This window comes from Halomonas sp. 7T (assembly GCF_025643255.1).
Classification (GTDB): Bacteria; Pseudomonadota; Gammaproteobacteria; order Pseudomonadales; family Halomonadaceae; genus Vreelandella.
This window is the reverse complement of the sequence record NZ_CP087112.1, coordinates 306,775-324,755: the sequence shown is the minus strand read 5'-3', so window position 1 is coordinate 324,755 and position 17,981 is coordinate 306,775. Positions and strand designations below refer to the sequence as shown.

Below are 17,981 nucleotides of genomic sequence, written 5' to 3'. Positions count from 1 at the left end.
TTGCTTAGCAAGCTGCGTTATCGGGCATGACATGTTGCTAATGCCGGGTAGTCCCTAACACTAGCCTAAATACTTAATCATTACCCCAGCCGCCACGGCAGAGCCAATAACGCCTGCTACGTTGGGCCCCATGGCATGCATTAGCAGGAAGTTATGCGGGTTAGACTCCAAGCCCACTTTATTGGCTACACGAGCCGCCATTGGCACTGCCGAAACCCCAGCGGCACCAATCAACGGGTTAATCGGCATTTTGCTCACTACGTTCATCAGCTTCGCCATCAACACGCCTGCGGCGGTACCAATCCCAAATGCAACAATACCCAAGCCTAAGATTCCTAGCGTTTCGAACGTTAGAAAGCTTTCTGCCATCAGCTTAGAGCCTACCGATAGCCCTAAGATAATCGTCACGATATTGATCAACGCATTTTGCGCGGTATCTGATAAACGCTCAACTACACCGCACTCACGCATCAAATTACCAAAGCAGAACATGCCTAACAGCGGCGCTGCATCGGGCAAAAAGAGCGCAACCAATATTAGCAGCATCAGCGGGAAAACAATTTTCTCCAGCTTGGATACTGGACGCAGCTGCGTCATGGTGATTTTACGCTCTTTCTGGGTGGTCAACAGGCGCATGATGGGCGGCTGAATCAGCGGCACAAGCGCCATGTAGGCATACGCTGCCACCGCAATCGCACCCAGCAGCTCAGGAGCAAGGACACTCGACACGTAAATAGAGGTCGGGCCGTCAGCACCACCGATAATACCAATGGCTGCCGCTTGGTTGAGGGAGAAGTCCATAACCCCCAGCGAAGAGAGCGCAACGGCACCAAACAGCGTGGCAAAAATACCAAACTGAGCAGCTGCCCCTAAAAAGAGCGTACGCGGGTTAGCCAGCAACGGGCCAAAGTCGGTCATTGCCCCCACACCCATAAAGATGAGCAGCGGGGCAATACCTGAGGCAATCGCTACATTATAGAAGCTATAAAGCATGCCATCGCCGTAGCCAACGTTCATGGCAACGTCTTTCGCCGCACGCAACTGATCCGGTGCCGCAGTATCGTAAGCGATCGTCTTCAGCGTCTCACGCCACGCTTCTACACCGCTTAATGGATCAAGGGTAGCGCCCAGCGCAGTGGCCATTTGTTGCAGTACAGCGGGTTTTGCGACCTCGATCGCCTGATCTAACGCAGAAATTGCCAAGCCTGCCTCAGGGATGTTGGCAAGAATACCGCCAAACCCAATCGGCACTAGCAGCAATGGCTCAAACTTCTTGTAGATGGCGAGGTAGAGCAACCCGAGCCCTACCAAAATCATGACCGCCTGACCAAGCTCGAGGTTATAAAGCCCCGAGCCCTCCCATAAGGTGATTAACTTATCCATTGCCGAATGCCCTTAAAGCTCGATCAGCGAATCGCCGACGGTGACACTGTCACCCTCGCTGACGTTAACTTTCGATACGGTACCGGCACTGCTGGCGCGAACTTCGGTTTCCATTTTCATGGCTTCCAAAATAATCACCACATCGCCTTCCGCTACTTGGTCGCCAGGACGCACATTGACTTTGAAGATATTGCCCGCTAGCGGTGCATCAATGCTTTCGCCGCTGCTTTCAACTTCATTGCTGGCCGCCGGCTCTTTTGAGGCACTCGTCGTCTGCTCTTTCACCTCACTGATGTCGCCCCCTTCGGAGACCTCCACCACAAACGCTTTGCCGTTAAGCTTCACGGTATAGGTTTCTGGACCGCTCGCGGCCACCGGGACGTTGGCACTCTTTTCGACCTTGGCAGGCGCTTTTGACGCACTCGCCTCAGGCGCCTGGGGCGCTGGCTCAAAGGCATCTGGGTTATCGCGGTTTTTCAGGAACTTCAAGCCAATCTGTGGGAATAACGCGTACGTCAGCACATCATCTATTTCCCGCTCGCCGTCGGCTAAACGAATGTTATCTGCACTAGCGTTTTCTTTGAGCTCAGCCGCCAACTTATCCATCTCAGGCGACAGATTATCCGCTGGGCGACAAGTAATCGGCTCGCCGCCTTCAAGCACACGCTTTTGCAGCTCTGCATTAAACGGCGCAGGCGCGGAGCCGTACTCTCCTTTTAATAGCGCCTGAACTTCTTTGGAGATTGACTTGTAGCGTTCCCCCATCATGACGTTCATAACGGCTTGGGTGCCCACAATCTGCGATGTCGGCGTTACCAACGGAATAAAGCCGAGATCTTCGCGCACACGAGGGATTTCATTCAGCACATCATCCAACTTGTCACCAGCGCCCTGCTCTTTTAACTGGCCCTCCATGTTGGTGAGCATGCCGCCCGGCACCTGAGCGATGAGAATGCGCGAGTCGATACCTTTGAGGGACCCCTCAAAAGCGGCGTACTTTTTACGCACTTCGCGGAAATAGCTAGCGATATCTTCTAAAAGCTCCAAATCCAGCCCAGTATCTCGGCCGGTATCTTTAAGCATCGCAACCACAGACTCAGTGGGGCTATGGCCATAAGTCATCGACATAGAAGAGATAGCAGTATCGACATTGTCCACGCCCGCTTCCACCGCTTTAAGGATGGTAGAGGTAGAGAGCCCCGTAGTGGCATGGCAGTGCAAGTGCACCGGAATCGACAGCTCTTTTTTCAGCCGTGTCACTAACTCGTATGCGATATAGGGCGTTAGCAGCCCCGCCATATCCTTGATAGCCAGCGAATCAGCACCCATTGCGGCAATGGTTTTGGCTAGATCTACCCAGCTATCCAGGGTATGTACCGGGCTTACCGTGTAAGAAATAGTCCCTTGCGCATGGCCACCCACTTGGCGCACCGCTTTTATTGCACGCTCCAGGTTGCGTGGGTCATTCATCGCATCAAATACGCGAAAGACGTCAACACCGTTCGTTTTTGCGCGCTCAACAAACTTATCGACGACATCGTCGGCGTAGTGACGGTAGCCCAGCAGGTTCTGACCGCGTAGCAGCATCGCCTGGGGTGTATTAGGCATCGCTTCCTTCAGCGCACGAATGCGCTCCCATGGATCTTCGCCCAGGTAACGAATGCACGCATCAAAGGTAGCGCCACCCCAGGTTTCAAGCGACCAATAACCCACTTTATCGAGCTTTTCAGCAATCGGCAGCATGTCATCAAGACGTAACCGGGTAGCAAACAGCGATTGATGGGCATCGCGGAGGACAACATCAGTGATTCCCAGAGGACGTTTTGTTTCGTTCATGGTCGTGGCTCACAGTTGGTACGTTATGAATTTGTAGTAAATTTAACAAAGAAAGTGCTAGCAGCAAGGAAAGATAACTACAAAAAATGCTGCTCAAGGACGTCGCGAAGAGCGATAACGGTGAACAGCGGCACTAATCACGGCCAACACCTCATCGTCTTGATTCGTTGCTGCCGTCGTTTTTTTGCCATTTCCCCGGCTAGGCACCGCCGTCGGCACTGGCTGAAAGCGGCCAATCAACGTTGACATTAGCGTAACGCTAACCACCAAAACCGTAAGAAAAACAAAAACAAACCCCATACCAAGGCCCATCAAGGCCAAACCCTCCTGGAGCAACTCTGACTCTTGCATACCGCATTCTCCTTATTTCAAATGCTTATCGGCACCTCAAAAGCCTACTAAGGCACTTGGCGCAGTGAGGACTATGCACTAACCTGCCACACCTAGGATAGATTGCAATGGCGCCATAGTGGAAGTCATGGTTGTTAATTTACTACAAAACGGCGAAATAGGCCTTGCGCCCATGGAGGGCGTTATTGATGCGCTCACCCGCGACTTACTCACCCGGCAAGCAGGTTTTGACTGGTCGGTGACTGAGTTTGTGCGGGTAGTTGACGCACGCCTTCCGCCGCGCGTGTTTTACCGACACTGCCCCGAGCTTAGTCAACGCCCCGTTGCCACACCCAGCGGCGTACCGGTGCATCTTCAACTATTGGGCTCTGACCCAGCGGCACTGGCTGAAAACGCTCGCCAGGCGCTTTCTTTGGGCGCACTCAGTATCGATCTAAACTTCGGCTGCCCGGCAAAGCTGGTAAATCGCCACGACGGCGGTGCCTCACTCCTACGTCGCCCAGAACGGGTTTACCACGCGGTAAAAGCGGTTGCCGAGGCCCTGGAAGGCCAAATACCGGTGACGGCCAAGATTCGTCTTGGCTTCTCTGATCGTCGCTTAGCGGTGGCTTGCGCGCAGGCCACACAAGCAGGCGGGGCCGCGCGACTGGTGGTGCACGGCCGAACCCGAGATGAGGGTTACCGTCCACCCGCCCACTGGGAATGGATCAGCAAAATACGCCACCAGGTGTCTATTCCTGTGGTCGCCAACGGGGATATATGGACACTCGAAGACTACTGGAAAGCACGAACGCTCTCCGGCTGTCGCGATGTTATGCTGGGACGAAGCGCGCTAGCAGACCCTTGGCTTGCCCCCCGCATACGCCACTGGCAGCGAACCGGCGAGCGGCTTCCTGATACTACCTGGGATATGCGGGTCAGCATGCTCAAAGAGTATGCCGCCATACAGCGACAGGGGCTGCCTGATCGTGTCGTCGTATCACTCGTAAAACAGTGGCTAGCGCAAATGCGCCAAGGCAACGCAGAGGCCGACCGACACTTTCAGCGTTTAAAGCGCCTGACGGACCTTGATACGCTATTAACTAACTTATTACCCAGCAGCACCTTACGCCCTACCTGTGAACCGGCGTAGGCAATGTATAGCATCCACTAACAACAGTACCCAATACAGCGCGGCCGCGCAGCGCATCACCTAACAGATAGATCGAGTGGAGCAAAAAAAAGCGCCCTACCGCAAATGCGGGGGCGCTTTACACGATCGCAAGACCAACGTGCGAGCCACGTTGATCAGGCTAGAAAACAGAAAACCCGCTCTCTTTGAGAGCGGGTTTTTAAATTCTGGCGCGCCCGGGAGGATTCGAACCTCCGACCCCCTGATTCGTAGTCAGGTACTCTATCCAGCTGAGCTACGGGCGCTTAACGTTCATTACTTAATACAGCAAGCAATGAAATTACTGTAACATCAAACACTTACTCTTGCAACTTGGCGCGCCCGGGAGGATTCGAACCTCCGACCCCCTGATTCGTAGTCAGGTACTCTATCCAGCTGAGCTACGGGCGCGTATCAAATTGTGATGCTACATAATGCAGTTGGCGGAGAGAGAGGGATTCGAACCCTCGATAGGGCTATAAACCCTATACTCCCTTAGCAGGGGAGCGCCTTCAGCCACTCGGCCACCTCTCCTCAACGGCACGGCGCGAATATTACCGATTATGACGTCCTTTGTCTAGTCTTCTCCTAATATTTTTCGCACCGACCAACGCTTACCGCTCAAACGCCCTACGCTGGGCGTGACAATCACGGCCACTTACTCGGCGTCACTTTCGTTACTACGCTCACGCTGAATACGCTGATAAATCTCTTCGCGGTGAACCGCGACATCTTTTGGTGCATTCACACCAATACGCACTTGGTTGCCTTTTACACCGAGCACCGTGACGGTCACTTCATCACCAATCATCAGCGTTTCGCCAACGCGGCGGGTTAGGATGAGCATGGCTGATCTCCTTCTCAGACGTTTTAGTACAACGGGATGTGTCCGCCAGAAGCGACGCCACCCTATTATGCTGCATGGCGTCGCCGTCACCAAGGCTCTCTGGCTCCATGACACCTTAACCTCCCGTTGAAAGAAAGCTCACCACCACTCAGTAGCGAGTTACCCTTCAGCGTAGAAGGTTTAAGGCATAATTGTTATTCAGATTCTATATTTGTCTTATCTAAGCCGAAAGCCTTGTGTAACGCGTTAACCGCAAGCTCCATATGTTTTTCGTCAATAACAACGGAAATTTTAATTTCAGAGGTCGACACCATACGGATATTGACGTTTTCATCAGCCAGGACGCGGAACATTTTAGAAGCAACCCCCGCATGAGAGCGCATACCGACGCCTACTAACGATACCTTGGCAATATTATCATCACCGCGCAGCTCGCCACCGCCTAAATCAGGGATAACGGTCTCTTCAAGAAGCTTCTTAGTCGCTTTGTAGTCACCTTTAGCCACGGTAAAGGTAAAGTCTGTGTAGTCCCCTGCTGGCGCCACGTTCTGAACGATCATATCCACTTCGATATTCGCGTCAGCAATGGGTCCTAAAATACGTGAGGCCACGCCAGGCACATCAGGTGTGTTCAACAGAGTAAGCTTGGCTTCGTTTTTGGTAAACGCGATACCGGAGATTAGCGGTTCTTCCATAGAGTCCTCGTCTTGGTCTGAGTCTGCAACAATCAAAGTGCCAGGGCCGTCTTCAAAGCTCGATAGCACCCGCAGCGGAACGTTGTACTTACCTGCAAACTCTACCGCACGAATTTGCAGCACTTTGGAGCCTAAGCTCGCCAGTTCAAGCATTTCTTCCACTGTAATGCTCTCAAGGCGTTGCGCTTTGGAGCATACACGGGGGTCAGTGGTGTAAACACCGTCTACATCCGTATAGATTTGGCACTCATCGGCCCCTAGCGCCGCCGCCAGTGCAACACCAGTCGTATCTGAACCGCCGCGCCCCAGCGTCGTAATATTGCCGTTCTCATCAACGCCCTGGAAACCAGCTACCACCACTACCTTGCCTGAATCTAGGTCAGCTTTCAGATCGTCGGTTTCAATGCGCTGGATGCGCGCCTTAGTGTAAGCACTATCGGTATGAATCCCTACCTGAGCCCCCGTGTGAGACGTGGCAGAAACCCCAATGTGCTGGAGTGCCATCGCCAACAACGAAATAGTGACCTGCTCGCCAGTCGACAGCAGCATATCCATTTCGCGCGGTGCGGGCTCATCGTTAAGCGCCTGCGCCATCTCAGTCAGGCGATTCGTTTCGCCGCTCATTGCAGAGACCACGACCACTACCTGGTGGCCTTGATCACGAAAGCCTTTGACCTTTTCCGCCACGGCCTTGATACGGTCGACAGAGCCCACCGAGGTGCCGCCGAACTTCTGAACGTATAATGCCATATGCCGTTTTTCCTATGGGTTCGGGAATGGAGGGTGAATGTTGTTATTGCTAATTTACTTAACTAATAAAAAGGCCGGTAGCAGATAATGCCACCGGCCTTAATAATTAGCTAAGCGTGTTTTCCAACCAAGCCGGAACGCTGCTCAACGCATCCGGCAGGGCGTCGGGCTGACTACCGCCCGCTTGTGCCATATCTGGACGGCCACCACCTTTGCCGCCTACTTGGGAAGCCACGTGGTTCACCAACTCACCTGCTTTGACGCGGTTGGTCAAATCCTGGGTTACACCAGCAATCAAGCTGACCTTACCCGCCGTGGCATCCGCCGTACCCAGCATGACAACGCCTGAACCAAGCTTGTTTTTCAACTGATCCAAAATACCGCGCAAATCTTTACCTGAAACGCCTTCAAGCTGCGTCACCAGCAGTTTAACGCCATTAACCTCTTGCACCTGGCTGAGCATATCGCTGCCTGCCGCGCTCGCGAGCTTGGCTTTCAACTGTTCAAGCTCTTTTTCTAGGCTACGATTACGCTCCACCAGAGATTCAACGCGCGCTTCTACCTGCTCGGGCTTAGTTTTCAGGCGCTCGCCAAGGCGCTGTACGCGGGCTTCTTGCTCACGGAAGTAAGCCAGCGCGTTTTCACCCGTAATAGCCTCAATACGGCGCACACCGGAGGCAATGCCCACCTCGCTCACCACATGGCAGCAGCCAATGTCACCACTGCGGGCCACATGAGTACCGCCACACAGTTCGATAGAGAAGTCATCGGCGCCAATAGTCAGTACACGCACGTTATCCGCATATTTAGCCTCAAACAGGGCAGCTGCGCCTTTGGCCTTAGCGTCCGCCAGGCTCATCTGCTCGATTTTGGTCGGTGCGTTGGCCAGGATCTGCTCGTTAACGATGCGTTCGACTTCAGCAAGCTGTTCGGCGGTCATTGGCTCAAAGTGGCTAAAGTCGAAACGCAGGCGCTCCGCGTTAACCAGCGAGCCTTTCTGCTGAACGTGATCGCCCAATACCATGCGCAGCGCTTTGTGTAACAGGTGGGTCGCTGAGTGATTGCGAATCGTCGCGCCGCGCAGGCTTGCATCCACCTCACCGCGCACGCTGGCACCGACGCTCAGCGTACCCTCAACCATCACGCCTTGGTGAAGGTGGTGGCTGCTCTGCTTCTGGGTATCTGTCACCTGGAAGCGACCGCCATCGACGTGCAAGTAGCCGGTATCACCCACCTGGCCGCCAGACTCTCCATAGAATGGCGTGCGATCCAATACCACCGTTCCCTTCTGGCCTGCTTCCAGCGCGGCTAGGTCGTTGCCTTCACTATCCACAATGGCGGTAACGGTCGCTTGATCTTCCAGCACCTCATAGCCAGTGAACTGGGTTTCGCCTTCCAGTTCAATGGAAGCGGTGTAATCGGCGCCAAACTGGCTGGCGGCACGCGCCCGCTCACGCTGTGCTTCTAGCTCACGCTGGAAACCGGCTTCATCCAGGGACACTTCCCGTTCGCGGCAAACGTCGGCGGTTAAATCAAAGGGAAAGCCGTAGGTGTCGTAGAGTTTGAACACGGTTTCACCGGGCAGCACGTCACCTTGAAGCTCCTCAAGCACCGCGTTCAGCAGGCCCATACCATGATCTAGCGTACGGGCAAACTGCTCCTCTTCTTTCAGTAGTACGCGGGCGATCTGCCCACTGGCTTCGTGTAGCTCGGGATAAGCCTCGCCCATTTCAGCATCTAGCGCGCTCACGAGCTTGTGGAAGAACGGCTCAGCGGCGCCCAGCTTGTGGCCGTGACGAATCGCCCGACGAATGATCCGGCGCAGCACATAACCACGACCTTCATTGGAGGGCAGCACGCCGTCAGCAATCAAGAAGGCACAGGAGCGAATGTGGTCAGCAATCACGCGCAGCGATGGCGTCGAGGTATCGCTGTGGCCGGTGGCATCGGCAGCGGCCTTGAGTAGGTTTTGAAACAGATCAATTTCATAGTTAGAGTGCACGCCCTGCATAACAGCAGCCACGCGCTCTAAGCCCATTCCGGTATCAATCGACGGCTTTGGCAGCGGATTCAGCGTGCCTTGGGCATCGCGATCAAACTGCATGAACACCAAGTTCCAGATCTCGATGTAGCGATCACCATCCTCTTCCGGACTTCCTGGCGGGCCACCCCAAACATTTGGGCCGTGATCGAAGAAAATTTCGGAGCTGGGGCCGCAGGGGCCGGTATCGCCCATCTGCCAGAAGTTATCTTCATCCAGCTTGGAGAAGCGCTCAGGGTCGATACCGATTTCATCTTTCCAGATGCGCTCGGCTTCATCGTCGCTGATATGCACCGTGACCCAAAGCTTCTCTTTCGGCAGCCCCAGTGTTTCGGTTAAAAACACCCAAGCAAAGCGGATTGCATCTCGCTTGAAGTAATCGCCAAAGCTAAAGTTACCCAGCATTTCAAAGAACGTATGGTGGCGCGCTGTATAGCCAACGTTATCTAAGTCGTTGTGCTTACCGCCTGCGCGCACGCAGCGCTGAGCAGAGGTGGCGCGCACATAGGGGCGCGGGTCCCGGCCCAGGAACACATCTTTAAACGGCACCATGCCGGCATTGGTGAAGAGTAGCGTCGGATCGTTACCCGGCACTAAGGAGCTGGTAGGCACAATCGTGTGCCCTTGGTCTTCAAAAAACGATAAAAAAGCCTGCCTGATCTCTGCGCTTTTCATAGGGTATCCGTGACAAGAAAGCGTGATGCCCCAGGGCGCTAATGCCGCTACCCGCTGGGGTCGCAAAAGAGCCATTATAACGCAGTTGTCAAACGACTAAAGCCGCAGTTAGTGGCAGTGGCCCAAACAGAAGACGTATTTAGGTAGAAAAAGGCTAGGAAAGGCAGGAGAGCGCGTAACGAATTTGTTCGAAATCAAAGCCGCGTGTTGCCAAAAAACGTTCACGCTTACCGCGCTCTTTAGGCGTATCACCGGGAGAAGAGTAACGCCGCGCTAGGGTTGCGCGGGCAATTTCAAACCAATCCACGGCTTCCCGCTCTTCTACTGAGGCGAAGGCCGTCGTTAACGTTTCTTGATCCACACCCCGCTGACGTAGCTCTCCCTTGATGCGAATAACGCCCTGCCCACGTGCAATGCGCGAGCGAATAAAACTTTCTGCAAACCGTGCATCTGACTGCAGCGATTGCTCAACCAAAGTATCTAGGCAGCTGTCGATAGCATCAGGCTCAAACTCTTTTTGACGCAACTTGCGGGCTAGCTCGGCGCGAGAGTACTCGCGCCGAGCTAGCAGTTGAATCGCAACCTCTCGCGGAGTGGCGTTACCGCCAGAAGCAAACATAGCGACCCCCTATCACTTCAAAAACGCATCCCGAAGGGGTTATAGCACGTCATCGTCGCTGTCTGCGGCAACATCGGCCACCGGCGCAGTCTCTTCCTTCTTAGGATCTGGTTTGGCTAACAGCTGCTCACGGATCTGGGTTTCGATCTCTTGCATAATCTCTGGATGTTCTTCCAGGTACAGAGCTGAATTCGCTTTACCCTGGCCGATTTTTTTACCTTTATAGCTGTACCAAGCGCCCGCTTTATCGACTAAGTTGCACTGCACACCGAGGTCAATCACTTCACCGGCATGGTAGATACCCTTGCCATAAAGAATCTGGAACTCGGCTTGGCGGAACGGGGGGGCCACCTTATTTTTAACGACTTTGACACGCGTTTCGTTACCGGTGACTTCGTCACCGACTTTCACCGACCCCGTGCGGCGAATATCTAAGCGCACGCTGGAGTAGAACTTCAGCGCGTTGCCACCGGTGGTGGTTTCAGGGCTGCCAAACATCACGCCAATTTTCATTCGAATCTGGTTAATGAAGATCACTAAGCAGTTGGCATTTTTGATGTTGCCGGTAATTTTACGCAGCGCCTGAGACATCAAGCGTGCCTGCAGGCCCACGTGGGAGTCACCCATTTCGCCTTCGATTTCAGCTCGCGGTGTTAACGCCGCCACAGAGTCGATAACAATCACGTCAACACCGCCAGAGCGTACCAGCATGTCGGTAATTTCTAACGCTTGCTCACCGGTATCCGGCTGAGAAACCAGCAGGTCATCTAAATTGACCCCGAGCTTTTCGGCATAGCTTGGGTCAAGGGCATGCTCAGCGTCTACGAAGGCACACACCTTGCCCTGCTTCTGCGCTTGAGCAATCACTGAAAGCGTCAGCGTCGTTTTCCCTGATGACTCTGGACCAAAGATTTCGCATACGCGCCCGAAAGGCAAGCCGCCGATACCAAGTGCGATATCCAGCCCTAGCGAACCGGTTGAAACCGACGGCATCACAACGCGCGGCGCGTCGCCTAAGCGCATGACGGTTCCTTTGCCAAACTGACGGTCGATTTGGCTTAGCGCTGCATTGAGTGCTTTTGTGCGGTTATCATCCTGAGCCATTCAGAGATTCCTCATAACAAGCTGTATAATTAGCCAGTAGTATGCCAAAGATTAGCGGTTAAACAAATCCTCAGCGCTATATTTAACGATTATTTCTTTTTGCTACCCTGTGCCTGCTCGGTGAGACGCACTACCAATCCGGCTAGCGCTTCGCGTACGGCCTGCTCTCTCACTGCCTGGCGGTCGCCGGGAAAGTGGAAACACTCGGCCTGCTGATCCTCAGCGTTACCCCACGCCAACCATACGGTACCTACCGGCTTTTCTTCGCTACCGCCTTCCGGGCCTGCCACACCGCTCACCGCCACGGCTACATCTGCGCCGCTTTCTCGGCAGGCACCGGCTACCATTGCTTTTACGACCGGTTCACTCACCGCCCCAACGCTTTCCAGGGTAGCTTCTGGCACCTTTAATAGACGGCTCTTCGCGGCGTTCGAATACGTCACATACCCGGCGGTAAAATAAGCCGAACTGCCCGCTACCGACGTAATGGCACTTGCGATACCACCACCGGTACAAGACTCTGCAGTGGTGACTTCTACGCCAAGCTGCTGGCATAACCTTCCCATTCGCTGAGCAAGCAACGATAAATCCAGGTTCTTCAGGCTGGAAACGCTGGGCGTCATGGTGACTCCTTCAAGTAAGACCTCAGTTCAGCGTAGAATACAGCGTTTATCTTGCGCAAAGAACATGCCGTAAACCGCCATGGCTTACGCCACGCTCAATCAGGACACCCATGTCACAGGTCAGCCCTACTCATACGCCCATGATGGCGCAATACCTTAAGATTAAACGCGACCACCCCGAGGTACTGCTGTTTTACCGCATGGGGGATTTTTACGAGCTGTTTTTTGACGACGCTAAACGCGCCGCTGCACTGCTGGACATTACGCTCACCCAACGCGGCCAATCGGGGGGCAAACCCATCCCCATGGCAGGGGTGCCTTACCACAGCGCTGAAGGCTATTTAGCGCGCTTAGTGGCCAGCGGCGAGTCAGTCGCCATTTGTGAGCAAATCGGCGACCCTGCCACCAGCAAAGGGCCCGTTGATCGTCAGGTCGTGCGCATTGTGACCCCCGGTACGCTGCACGATGAAGCGCTACTAGATGCTCGGCGCGATAACGTCCTAGTATCCGTCGCCCCAGGAAAAGAGACCTTTGGCCTTGCGTGGCTTGAGCTTTCCAGCGGGCGTTTTAACGTACTAGAAGTAGAGACTGAGGCAGAAATGCTCGCCGAGCTCACCCGCCTCTCTCCTGCCGAACTGCTAGTACCGGAAAGCCTAACGCTGCCTGATGCGTGGTCGCAAAAGCGTAGCTTGCGCCGTCAGGGCGAATGGCTTTTTGACTTGGAGAGCGCTACCCGCAGTCTATGCGACCAGTTTGAAGTACAGGACTTACGCGGCTTTGGGTGTGCCCATTTAACCGCTGCGCTCATTGCTGCTGGCGTGCTAGTCGATTACGCCCGAGACACCCAACGCTCACGCCTGCCCCACGTTACGGCGATTAGCGTCGAGAACCGCGACGATGCGGTGGTCATTGACGCCGCCAGCCGGCGCAATCTGGAAATCGATATAAACCTGGGCGGCAACAGTGATAACACACTCGCCAGCGTTCTAGACACCTGCGCCACCGCGATGGGTTCTCGGCTATTAAAGCGCTGGCTGAATCGCCCGCTGCGCCAGCGAGATATTGTAGCGGGCCGCCAAGCCGGTGTAGCTCTGCTATCCATCGACGCTGCCTATATGGCGCTGCGCGACACCTTAAGCGACGTGGGCGATGTAGAACGTATTCTTGGCCGTGTTGCGCTGTATAGCGCCCGCCCGCGTGACTTAGCGCGCTTACGTGATGCGCTGGTTACCCTACCCGAGCTTGAGCAGCTGTTAGCTAACGTGGAAAGCGGCAGCGCCTTGGATAGCCTTAAGCCCCACATTCGCCCCTATCCGGAGATGGCCGATACACTAACCCGCGCACTGGTCGAAAACCCGCCCGTGGTGATCCGTGATGGCGGCGTCATTGCAGATGGTTATGATGCCGAGCTGGATGAGCATCGCGGCATGGCTGAAAATGCCGGCGAATATCTGGTGCAGCTAGAGCTACGCGAACGCGAACGCACGGGGCTTGCCAACTTGAAAGTGGGCTATAACCGAGTACACGGCTACTTTATAGAACTACCCCGCGCCCAGGCTCAGCAGGCACCCGCTGACTATATTCGTCGCCAAACGCTGAAAAACGCCGAGCGCTTTATTATTCCAGAACTTAAAGAGTTTGAAGACAAGGCGCTTTCGGCTAAATCGCGGGCGCTGACACGGGAAAAATGGCTCTATGACCAGCTAATGAGCGAGCTCAATGCGCTGCTTCACGCGCTGCAAAACACCTCTCGGGCACTGGCGGAGCTGGATGTGCTCTGCGCGTTTGCCGAGCGCGCTGAAGCGCTCAACTGGGTACGCCCGCAATTAGTTGAAGCCACAGGCATAAGCATTAGCGCAGGCCGCCATCCGGTCGTTGAGCAGGTAAGCGACAAGCCGTTTGTACCCAACGATGTCACGCTATCGCCCGACCAGCACATGCTGATTATTACCGGCCCCAACATGGGCGGTAAATCGACCTATATGCGCCAAACGGCGCTAATCGCGCTACTGGCCCATAGCGGCAGCTTTGTGCCCGCTGACGCCGCTGATATTGGCCCTATCGACCGTATTTTTACCCGCATTGGCTCATCGGACGACTTAGCAGGCGGGCGTTCCACGTTTATGGTGGAAATGACCGAAACCGCCAACATCCTGCACAACGCGACCGAGCAAAGCTTAGTGCTGATGGATGAGATTGGACGCGGCACCAGCACCTTCGACGGCCTTTCCCTTGCCTGGGCAAGCGCCGAACACTTAGCAACAACCCGTGCGTTAACGCTGTTTGCCACCCACTATTTTGAAATGACCGCCCTGCCTGAACAGGCAAACGGGGTAGCCAACATTCATCTCACTGCCACCGAGCACGGCGATAGTATTGTCTTTATGCACCGGATTGAAGCAGGCCCGGCAAGTCAAAGCTACGGTTTACAGGTCGCGCAGCTTGCTGGCGTTCCCACACCTGTCATAGCCCGTGCACGGGAAAAACTGATTGCTTTGGAGCAGCGAGACGTTGATCAACAGCAGCGTGGTCATGTCTCAACAGATGCCCAAAAAGCCGTGCCTCAGCAAAACGATCTCTTTGCCAGTGCCCCACACCCCGTTGTAGAAGCACTTGCAAAAGCAGAGGTGGATGATCTATCGCCTCGAGAGGCGCTCGCGCTTCTGTATCAATGGCGAGCACTGCTTTAATCGGTTTCATACAAGAGCAACTGGCGCTTGCCGATGGGTAAGGGCACCTCTAGAATGTCGTTCATACTTTTTAGCTTATAAAAAACGGCTGATTTATAACCATTCACGATTGACCATGACCGGAAGCGTTTCTGGTCCTGCAAGAGGGATAGCAAGATGACGTTTGTCGTTACCGAGAACTGCATCCAGTGCAAGTACACTGACTGCGTGGAAGTTTGCCCGGTCGATTGCTTCTATGAAGGTCCTAACTTTTTGGTTATCCACCCAGACGAGTGTATCGATTGCGCCCTGTGTGAACCTGAGTGCCCTGCTGAAGCAATCTTCTCCGAGGATGAGCTGCCCGATGATCAAACGCAGTTTATCGAGATCAATGCGGAACTGGCCGACGTATGGCCAAATATCGCTGAGAAGAAAGATCCTCTGCCTGATGCAGAAGAGTGGGATGGTAAAACCGGTAAACTTGAGAAGCTAGAGCGCTGAGTTCCAATACTACTTAAGGCTCGTAGCTGCTTAAGGTTCATAGTTCCTTAAGACTCATCGTCACCATGAAAACCAGCGTTTACGCTGGTTTTTTACGGCTGTAGCGCCCGCACAAAAAAAAGGCGGCCCGTAGGCCGCCCGCTCCAAGCACTTCCTCTGACCACTCCCTGTGTCAACTTCCTTAGGTGACGTCCTTGCCAGGGCTCACATCACTGTGTCACCCGGCGCACCTACCTGCATCCCGTTGCATCCTGCCTGAAGCATCCTTGCCTCCCCTAGTCCTGTATGTATTGTGGCAGATAATGAGGCCATCACAAGTTGGCTAAAACCACAAAAGGCGAGCCTTGTCGGCTCGCCTTTATTTTTTAACTTATTCAAAATCAGCCACTTAAATTAAGATTAGTGGAAAATTTCGTTTTATCTTACCCAAACCGAGCGAATGTCGTCGGCTTTTGTAAGAGATCTCTTACAAAATCTTGAGATATCTCTTACACGCCAGCGTAACGTTTCACGTTCACTGACCTTTAATCGCCTTCAAGCCCGGATACGTCACTTCACCTAGCTCTGCTTCAATGACCAGCAGGCGGTTGTACTTCGCTACACGGTCAGAGCGGCACAGTGAGCCGGTTTTGATTTGGCCTGCGCAGGTACCCACCGCCAAATCGGCAATGGTGGTATCTTCTGTTTCGCCGCTACGGTGAGAGATCACCGCTGTGAAGCCTGCATCCTGAGCCATCTTGATAGCATCCAGGGTTTCCGACAGCGAGCCAATCTGGTTGAACTTAATCAGAATGGAGTTCCCAATCTGCTCATCAATACCGCGCTTAAGGATTTTAGTATTGGTCACAAACAGATCGTCACCTACCAGCTGCACTTTCTCGCCCAGCTTGTCGGTCAGCGCTTTCCAACCTGCCCAGTCAGATTCGTCCATACCGTCTTCAATCGAGACGATGGGGTAGTCAGCACACAGACCGGCTAGGTAGTCAGCAAAGCCTTCAGCATCATAGCTTTTGCCTTCGCCAGAGAGGTTGTACTGGCCATCTTTGTAGAACTCAGAGGAGGCGCAATCCAGCGCTAGTGTCACATCGCTACCCAACGTGTAGCCCGCATCTGCCACCGCCTGCTTGATCACCGCCAGGGCATCAGCATTCGACGCCAAGTTAGGGGCAAAACCGCCCTCATCACCCACCGAGGTGGAGAGGCTTTTGGCAGAGAGCACTTTCTTCAGCGCGTGAAAAATTTCTGCGCCCATACGCAGGCCTTCACGGAAGTTCGCAGCGCCTACCGGCTGCACCATGAACTCTTGGATATCAACGTTGTTATCCGCATGCTCGCCGCCGTTCAGAATGTTCATCATCGGCACCGGCATGCTGTACTGGCCGGGCTGGCCGTATAGCTCGGCAATGTGAGCATACAGCGGCACGCCTTTGGCGTTAGCTGCCGCTTTGGCCGCAGCCAGAGAGACCGCCAAAATAGCATTCGCACCCAAGGTTGCTTTGTTTTCGGTACCATCCAGCTCCAGCATGGCGTTATCCAAGCCACGCTGATCCCGTGCATCCATTCCCAACAACGCATCACGGATCTTGCCATTCACAGCTTCAACGGCTTTTAAAACACCTTTGCCGAGGTAGCGTGTCTTGTCGCCATCGCGCAGCTCAAGTGCTTCACGAGAGCCCGTGGATGCTCCGCTCGGAGCGCAAGCTTCACCAACCGCGCCACTTTCAAGACGGACGGTCGCTTGAACAGTTGGGTTGCCACGAGAGTCGAGCACTTCCAGCGCGCTGATTTCAACAATTTTAGTCATGACAGTGTCCTTAGGTTGTCGGTCTAATAGATAAGAAATCCAATGTATACCACGGATGACCGCCGCGATTAACGGATGGTTAAGGGTTTAAAGCCTTTTACCAGAGTGTCCAACTGCGACAGCTGCGCTAAGAACGGCTCTAGCTGGTCCAGCGGCAGCGCACAGGGGCCATCACACTTGGCGTTGTCGGGATCGGGATGGGCCTCTAAGAAAATCCCTGCCAATCCCACAGCGACGCCCGCACGAGCCAGCTCTGCCACCTGGGCACGACGGCCACCGGCGCTGTCCGCACGGCCACCAGGGCGCTGCAGCGCGTGGGTGACATCAAAAAATACCGGGTAACCGGTTTGCTTCATATCGCCAACGCCTAGCATATCCACGACCAGGTTGTTGTAGCCAAAGCTGGTGCCCCGCTCGCACAACATTAGCCGGTCGTTACCTGCTTCTTGGAACTTAGTGAGGATATGACGCATTTCATGGGGAGCCAAAAACTGCGGCTTTTTGATATTGATCGCCGCGCCGGTTTTCGCCATGGCCACTACAAGATCGGTTTGGCGGGCAAGAAAGGCGGGCAGCTGAATAATATCAGCGACTTCGGCAGCCGGCTCGGCCTGCCAGGGTTCGTGCACGTCAGTAATGATTGGCACATTATAGCGGGCTTTAATATCGGCCAGGATTTGCAGGCCTTTTTCTAGCCCAGGACCACGGTAGGAGTGAATCGAGCTGCGGTTCGCTTTGTCGAAGCTGGCCTTAAAGACATAAGGCATACCCAGCTTTTGCGTCACATTCACATAGGCTTGTGCCACTTCATCGGCAAGCTCCGCCGACTCCAACACATTCATGCCGCCCAATAACATCAGCGGCAAAGAATTGCCGGCGGTTAGGCCGGCAACGTTGATATGACGCTCTGGGGTTGGTGCGTGAGAAGCCATG

General features: G+C 54.3%; 14 protein-coding genes and 3 tRNA genes. 3 read left to right on the top strand and 14 right to left on the bottom strand.

The window, feature by feature from the left end:
* Positions 1-60: 60 nt before the first annotated feature.
* From LOS15_RS01555 to LOS15_RS01545, 3 genes are all read right to left on the bottom strand, one after another.
* Positions 61-1,383: a sodium ion-translocating decarboxylase subunit beta gene (locus LOS15_RS01555; RefSeq protein WP_263067640.1), complete on the bottom strand. Its 1,323-nt coding sequence runs from the start codon at positions 1,381-1,383 to the stop codon at positions 61-63.
* Positions 1,384-1,395: 12 nt separating this feature from the next.
* A complete protein-coding gene (gene oadA, locus LOS15_RS01550; RefSeq protein WP_263067639.1) occupies positions 1,396-3,219 on the bottom strand; it encodes a sodium-extruding oxaloacetate decarboxylase subunit alpha in 1,824 nt (607 codons plus the stop codon).
* Between the two features lie 93 nt (positions 3,220-3,312).
* A complete protein-coding gene (locus tag LOS15_RS01545) occupies positions 3,313-3,570 on the bottom strand; it encodes an OadG family protein (protein ID WP_263067638.1) in 258 nt (85 codons plus the stop codon).
* A gap of 127 nt (positions 3,571-3,697) precedes the next feature.
* Here LOS15_RS01545 and LOS15_RS01540 point away from each other — a divergent pair, with 127 nt between their 5' ends.
* Positions 3,698-4,702: a tRNA dihydrouridine synthase gene (locus LOS15_RS01540; RefSeq protein WP_263067637.1), complete on the top strand. Its 1,005-nt coding sequence runs from the start codon at positions 3,698-3,700 to the stop codon at positions 4,700-4,702.
* A gap of 207 nt (positions 4,703-4,909) precedes the next feature.
* Here LOS15_RS01540 and LOS15_RS01535 read toward each other — a convergent pair.
* From LOS15_RS01535 to LOS15_RS01495, 9 genes are all read right to left on the bottom strand, one after another.
* Positions 4,910-4,986: transfer RNA gene (locus tag LOS15_RS01535), tRNA-Arg, on the bottom strand.
* A gap of 68 nt (positions 4,987-5,054) precedes the next feature.
* A tRNA-Arg gene (locus LOS15_RS01530) sits at positions 5,055-5,131 on the bottom strand.
* A gap of 30 nt (positions 5,132-5,161) precedes the next feature.
* Positions 5,162-5,254, bottom strand: a tRNA-Ser gene (locus LOS15_RS01525).
* A 124-nt stretch (positions 5,255-5,378) separates the two neighbouring features.
* Positions 5,379-5,567 (bottom strand): carbon storage regulator CsrA, encoded by a 189-nt coding sequence (gene csrA / locus LOS15_RS01520; RefSeq protein ID WP_263067636.1) that lies wholly within the window; start codon positions 5,565-5,567, stop codon positions 5,379-5,381.
* A 194-nt stretch (positions 5,568-5,761) separates the two neighbouring features.
* Entirely contained in the window at positions 5,762-7,012 is a 1,251-nt protein-coding gene (locus tag LOS15_RS01515) for an aspartate kinase (protein WP_263067635.1), read from the bottom strand.
* Positions 7,013-7,118: 106 nt separating this feature from the next.
* Positions 7,119-9,728: an alanine--tRNA ligase gene (gene alaS / locus LOS15_RS01510; protein WP_263067634.1), complete on the bottom strand. Its 2,610-nt coding sequence runs from the start codon at positions 9,726-9,728 to the stop codon at positions 7,119-7,121.
* Positions 9,729-9,882: 154 nt separating this feature from the next.
* Entirely contained in the window at positions 9,883-10,347 is a 465-nt protein-coding gene (locus tag LOS15_RS01505) for a regulatory protein RecX (protein ID WP_263067633.1), read from the bottom strand.
* A gap of 39 nt (positions 10,348-10,386) precedes the next feature.
* Complete coding sequence (recA, locus tag LOS15_RS01500; protein WP_263067632.1) at positions 10,387-11,451, bottom strand: recombinase RecA; 1,065 nt, start codon at positions 11,449-11,451, stop codon at positions 10,387-10,389.
* Between the two features lie 89 nt (positions 11,452-11,540).
* Complete coding sequence (locus LOS15_RS01495; RefSeq protein WP_263067631.1) at positions 11,541-12,074, bottom strand: CinA family protein; 534 nt, start codon at positions 12,072-12,074, stop codon at positions 11,541-11,543.
* A 110-nt stretch (positions 12,075-12,184) separates the two neighbouring features.
* Between LOS15_RS01495 and mutS the strand changes: the two genes are divergently transcribed.
* Together mutS and fdxA are read left to right on the top strand one after the other, a co-directional pair.
* Positions 12,185-14,764 (top strand): DNA mismatch repair protein MutS, encoded by a 2,580-nt coding sequence (mutS, locus tag LOS15_RS01490; protein ID WP_263067630.1) that lies wholly within the window; start codon positions 12,185-12,187, stop codon positions 14,762-14,764.
* 156 nt (positions 14,765-14,920) lie between these two features.
* Positions 14,921-15,244, top strand: a complete 324-nt coding sequence (gene fdxA, locus LOS15_RS01485; RefSeq protein WP_263067628.1) for a ferredoxin FdxA — start codon at positions 14,921-14,923, stop codon at positions 15,242-15,244.
* Positions 15,245-15,758: 514 nt separating this feature from the next.
* Here the strand turns inward: fdxA and eno are convergent.
* On the bottom strand, positions 15,759-17,048 hold the full coding sequence (eno, locus tag LOS15_RS01480) for a phosphopyruvate hydratase (protein WP_263067627.1): 1,290 nt from the start codon (positions 17,046-17,048) through the stop codon (positions 15,759-15,761).
* A 68-nt stretch (positions 17,049-17,116) separates the two neighbouring features.
* Positions 17,117-17,980, bottom strand: a complete 864-nt coding sequence (kdsA, locus tag LOS15_RS01475; protein WP_263067626.1) for a 3-deoxy-8-phosphooctulonate synthase — start codon at positions 17,978-17,980, stop codon at positions 17,117-17,119.
* Position 17,981 lies beyond the last annotated feature (1 nt).

Excerpts from the sequence above, each read along its gene's own strand:
- LOS15_RS01555 (WP_263067640.1), bottom strand. The coding sequence starts at position 1,383 with ATGGATAAGTTAATCACCTTATGGGAGGGCTCGGGGCTTTATAACCTC.
- oadA (WP_263067639.1), bottom strand. The coding sequence starts at position 3,219 with ATGAACGAAACAAAACGTCCTCTGGGAATCACTGATGTTGTCCTCCGC.
- LOS15_RS01545 (WP_263067638.1), bottom strand. The coding sequence starts at position 3,570 with ATGCAAGAGTCAGAGTTGCTCCAGGAGGGTTTGGCCTTGATGGGCCTT.
- LOS15_RS01540 (WP_263067637.1), top strand. The coding sequence starts at position 3,698 with ATGGTTGTTAATTTACTACAAAACGGCGAAATAGGCCTTGCGCCCATG.
- csrA (WP_263067636.1), bottom strand. The coding sequence starts at position 5,567 with ATGCTCATCCTAACCCGCCGCGTTGGCGAAACGCTGATGATTGGTGAT.
- LOS15_RS01515 (WP_263067635.1), bottom strand. The coding sequence starts at position 7,012 with ATGGCATTATACGTTCAGAAGTTCGGCGGCACCTCGGTGGGCTCTGTC.
- alaS (WP_263067634.1), bottom strand. The coding sequence starts at position 9,728 with ATGAAAAGCGCAGAGATCAGGCAGGCTTTTTTATCGTTTTTTGAAGAC.
- LOS15_RS01505 (WP_263067633.1), bottom strand. The coding sequence starts at position 10,347 with ATGTTTGCTTCTGGCGGTAACGCCACTCCGCGAGAGGTTGCGATTCAA.
- recA (WP_263067632.1), bottom strand. The coding sequence starts at position 11,451 with ATGGCTCAGGATGATAACCGCACAAAAGCACTCAATGCAGCGCTAAGC.
- LOS15_RS01495 (WP_263067631.1), bottom strand. The coding sequence starts at position 12,074 with ATGACGCCCAGCGTTTCCAGCCTGAAGAACCTGGATTTATCGTTGCTT.
- mutS (WP_263067630.1), top strand. The coding sequence starts at position 12,185 with ATGTCACAGGTCAGCCCTACTCATACGCCCATGATGGCGCAATACCTT.
- fdxA (WP_263067628.1), top strand. The coding sequence starts at position 14,921 with ATGACGTTTGTCGTTACCGAGAACTGCATCCAGTGCAAGTACACTGAC.
- eno (WP_263067627.1), bottom strand. The coding sequence starts at position 17,048 with ATGACTAAAATTGTTGAAATCAGCGCGCTGGAAGTGCTCGACTCTCGT.
- kdsA (WP_263067626.1), bottom strand. The coding sequence starts at position 17,980 with ATGGCTTCTCACGCACCAACCCCAGAGCGTCATATCAACGTTGCCGGC.